1 pseudogene is annotated in these 255 nt (G+C 61.2%); it reads right to left on the reverse strand.

Annotation, left to right across the window (positions count from 1 at the left end):
• Nucleotides 1-255, reverse strand: a pseudogene (locus J1785_RS00050) (hemagglutinin repeat-containing protein); the annotation flags it as partial.

Raw genomic sequence — 255 nt, forward strand, 5'->3', positions numbered from 1 at the left:
TTTGCTGGTGGTCGGCGCGGCCGTCCACTGCTTCGCCTGGGTGACGTTATTGCTGTCCCCGGTCACGGATTGCAGCGCAACGGTCTGTCCGGAAATCGACGAACCAATGTGATTGATATCTCCCAGCGCGCTCAGTTGCAGGCTGCCGTTGGAGGCAATAAGCCCTGCGCTAAGATTATCCAGCCCGCCGCTGCTTTTTGCTGTCAGTTGGCTCCCGGCCTGCAGGGTACTGCCCGCGTTGACGATGTGCCCGGC

Source organism: Rahnella perminowiae (assembly GCF_019049755.1).
In the GTDB taxonomy this organism is placed as follows: Bacteria; Pseudomonadota; Gammaproteobacteria; order Enterobacterales; family Enterobacteriaceae; genus Rahnella; species Rahnella perminowiae.